This is a genomic window from Dyadobacter arcticus, assembly GCF_011762185.1.
GTDB lineage: Bacteria > Bacteroidota > Bacteroidia > Cytophagales > Spirosomataceae > Dyadobacter > Dyadobacter arcticus.
Genome location: NZ_JAASQJ010000012.1, coordinates 1 through 3,811, shown reverse-complemented (window position 1 = coordinate 3,811; position 3,811 = coordinate 1). Strand labels below are relative to the sequence as shown.

Sequence of the window (3,811 nt, the reverse complement as noted above, 5' to 3'; positions counted from 1 at the left end):
AGCCAGGCACAGCAAAACGGGGGAATTACATTAAAAAAGAAACGAATGTTTTTCTATCCAAGTCAGGAAAACCCGCCAGTTTTGGTTGTACAGCCACTAAATGTGTACCCTAACCCTGCCAGCCAATCCGTTGAAATTGGCCTGCCAGGAATAGCTGATAGCGTTGGAAAGGAGGCTTTTGCCCTGAATGTCTACGACAAACAAGGTGCAAGCATTCTCAGCAAAACCTGGACAGGCGAAAAGCTTGACGTCTCAGCCTTCCAACCCGGCGTTTACATCGTCACGCTCAGGAAAAAAAGCTGGTTTATTCCCAGAAACTTGTCGTTGCAAGGGAGTAAGTAGGATCAGTATTCAGTTAAAACTGGTCATCCAACTATTTTTATATCAAGACCTTCTGATCATTAAGCCAACCGATTGATAAACGGTTGGCTTTTTCATTTAAAGAGTACCGTAAGATTGCCATGGCAATAATGCCCATGCTAATCATATAAAATCATCTTTAAATCCATCACATTTATGAAACAGATTTTTACCAGGCAGGCGCTCCTGCTCATTTTTCACCTCATTGCAAACTGGATAATACGTCCTACTCCTGCGCAATGGACTTACCCGCCGATTCAAAATTGGAGGATAAATTTTAAAAAGGGCCTTTTAGCAGGGTTTTCGAATCTATCACCAATGATCAGAAGCCTGGTTTTGCTTTTAATCTTTTATTCAGGCGGTTGGTGTTTCCCCATTGCCACAGCGCAGACGTACTACCCGTGGCAAGATTTACAGCAAAATCCAAACCCTAATCTATCAGGCATCCTCGGTGTCATGTATAACCCTGCTCCTTATCCGGTAGCCTTGGGAAAAACTTATTACCACAACTCAGCAAATTTTTTCGGCACCATGTATTTGTTAAAGCCAATTGACGAGTATGATGGCATTCACCCGATGCTCCCTTTAAGCCCGTACTACACTTCAGGTTTTGCAATGTGTTCCCAGAAGATACCACTTTTGGAACTTTACGCTCCCATAGAAGTTGGAGCCGTAGATTCCGATCCAGTGAACGGTTTACTAGATAAGTACTACCCTTTTGCTTCCATTGTGACAGCACCATTTTCTACCGGACCATTCAATAAATTGCCCTCTTTAAACGAGTCTTCTACAAATTTCAACCATCCGCTCAGCGACGTACTGGCATCAAGTGTACTCGAAGCCACACAGAAATTTACCAGACTGACTCATAACTTTTATGGCTGGGACGGATTCGACAAATTAGGACAAAAGTGCATCACGACATTAATCGACAAACGGATGGGCAGAACAAGATATGATTATGTAACTAAAATAGTACATCATAATATTGCCAGCTACAGTGAGCCATCGGTCAGTCGCGATTTAATAGGCCACGAATTAGCCCACGGGATATTAAACTACGTTCCAGCCTTAGGAGATGCTGCTTACGAGGGGTATGAAGATAACTCTATTCCGTTGCATGAGTTGATGGAATTTTTTTGCGATGTAATGGGCTTAGCAAATCTCAATTATCACGATTTACCAAACGGTCTCGGGTTCGCTTCACCGAACTGGCTGTATGGAGTTCACCAGGGATTGTCCCTTTCAACTATTCGCTAAGGCCGTTTGATAATCCCAAGCCGTTATATGGATATCCCAAGGCATACAAAGGGGAATATTATAGGGACATAACCGATCCAGGCTATTCGCCGCAAGTCAATGGAGTTGTAGGAGATCATTGGTTTTATCTGTTGGCGTCAGGAGAAAAACAGGAAGGTTTTATAGATGACAATCAGAGCTTAGAAAATTACAAGATACTCCCTCTTGACCCTGACAACAAATTTAATTGTTACAAACTAGCTCTGGACATCGTTTTTCACACATTCACCAGCGGTAAAATTACACTTCAATCAGATTATCCGGATGCCCGCGTCAAAACTCTTCAAACAGTAATAGAACTTGGACATCCGATAGGTTCACATGTATATCAACAAGTGATGAATGCATGGCACGCCGTTGGAGTAGAATCTGCATGGTCCCCGGGAACTCACAACGTTAAATGTTTATCTGGGCCTGAAAAGCTAAGCGCTGAGAGCTGGTTCGGCACAGTCAAATTCAATGCTCAGAAAGCCACTTTATCTGCTGATCCACTAAGTGGAGAGATGCACCTGCTCAACAATTGCGCCCAATCATCGTCAATTAAAACCAAGCAGTACATTTCTATTGACAACAGTAATCCGATCTTCGCGGACGCTGATCTAGATGCAAGCAAAATATATACTCCTGACAACAATCTGAACATCTCAAAAACTGGTGTTACGGTACATTGGGCCACTGGACTCGCAAGTGAATTTTTTGAGTCAAAATTTAACTACAAAGGTCTTGACGGTACTGGTAATTTGCAGATCGAAAATATTTTAGGCAAGCCTGAAAAGGCATTCATTTACCCTGCATTCGATGCTTCTGATAAAGTTTTCTATTATCCTATATCGAAGGATGAAACCGGTAGGGAGGACATTAGCATTCAATATTTTTTCGCAATCAACCATTTCGTAAATAATGATTTGAATGTTCTGAACAACAACGAATATCCGGAATGGGAAGCTATCCGAAATGGTTTGGGACAGATCTTTTCTTTGAATATAAAGAATGAATATATCCAAACCTTGAACCCTAATGGGTCATTTATTTGGTCTTTAAAGGGAGGAAGTGCAGCCAGTCCCACTTGGGAAATTGACTTTTCTAATCCTCATTTATCGGGCCAGCCTAAACTTTACAAAGGGATTAACTGGAATTACGACATTCCTGCCAAGAATGCAGGAATATTGAATTTTTGGTACCATTTGCTTGTGCATGGGACTGATGGAAACATGGGCTACCAGAATGAAAAAAACGGTACATATTTTGTATTCCCCATTGATAATGAACTTGCTCTGCAGGTGATTTGGAAGGCCTATAATTTATTACAGAAAAATTCTTCCCTGGAAGAATTCCGCCTGGCCACACATTCGGCCCTCAAATTGTTAATGGGCAATAACTTTGACCCAAAAGGAAAAGAAAACATCGCTTTGAACGACGCTTGGGCGGCTGTACTGGGCCTGCCAGATTATGCTTCTACTTTGAACCACTACCCTGCCGACGGGGAAACGGTATACCCCTGGGCTGCCAAAGTGGGCGTAGAAGTAGAATACCCCGAATACGAAAGTGCCAGGCTTTTCGAGGTCAGCAAAAGCGCCACCTTCCAATCCAGTGAGGCACCTGTTTACCAGTTCGTCAACAATGTAGCCCCGGAACTGGCCACCGGAATGGCTTATGGACTTGTTAACCTGGAACCTGGGCAAGTTTACTACGTCCGCTCCCGCCTGAGCCTGAGTGGGGACCTGCACAACGGGTGCAGTGTAAGCCCGGACCCGGTTTTATGCGAATCCCTGAATGGGAAATTAAAATGGACCCTTACCTATGAATTCAAAACCGAGAAAATACCTGCCGTCACCGGCCTGAACCCTAAAACAGGGCAGGAGATCCCGGCATGGTCAAGCCCTATGAGCTGGACAAGCCTGAAAGGGGCAGGAGGTTACAATCTCTATGTAATTGATAATGACGGAACAGTGCCCGATCAGGACATCCCGCACGAAGCAGCTTATGATGAAGACGAAGGACCGGCACCGGTAAGTACACAACTCGCCCTTTCCAGGACTAAAAAGTATAGCTGGACTGTGGCAGCACACCATAAACTGGGTTCTGAATGGGCCTGCCATGTCTCACCAACAGGGGCGACAACGCCATTTACCCAGCAGGAAAAAGATGCCAT

Annotated in this window: 3 protein-coding genes; all 3 read left to right on the top strand. The window is 44.0% G+C overall.

Features of this window, described 5'->3' with window-relative positions; all coding sequences use genetic code 11:
- On the top strand, window positions 1-342 hold a 342-nt coding region (locus FHS68_RS26225), incomplete at its 5' end, for a T9SS type A sorting domain-containing protein (RefSeq protein WP_208408469.1).
- Window positions 343-516: 174 nt separating this feature from the next.
- Entirely contained in the window at window positions 517-1,620 is a 1,104-nt protein-coding gene (locus FHS68_RS26520) for a hypothetical protein (RefSeq protein WP_229212074.1), read from the top strand.
- Window positions 1,572-3,811, top strand: a 2,240-nt coding sequence (locus FHS68_RS26220; protein ID WP_374757537.1) for a M4 family metallopeptidase, incomplete at its 3' end; no start/stop codon positions are given. The genes FHS68_RS26520 and FHS68_RS26220, both read left to right, overlap by 49 nt.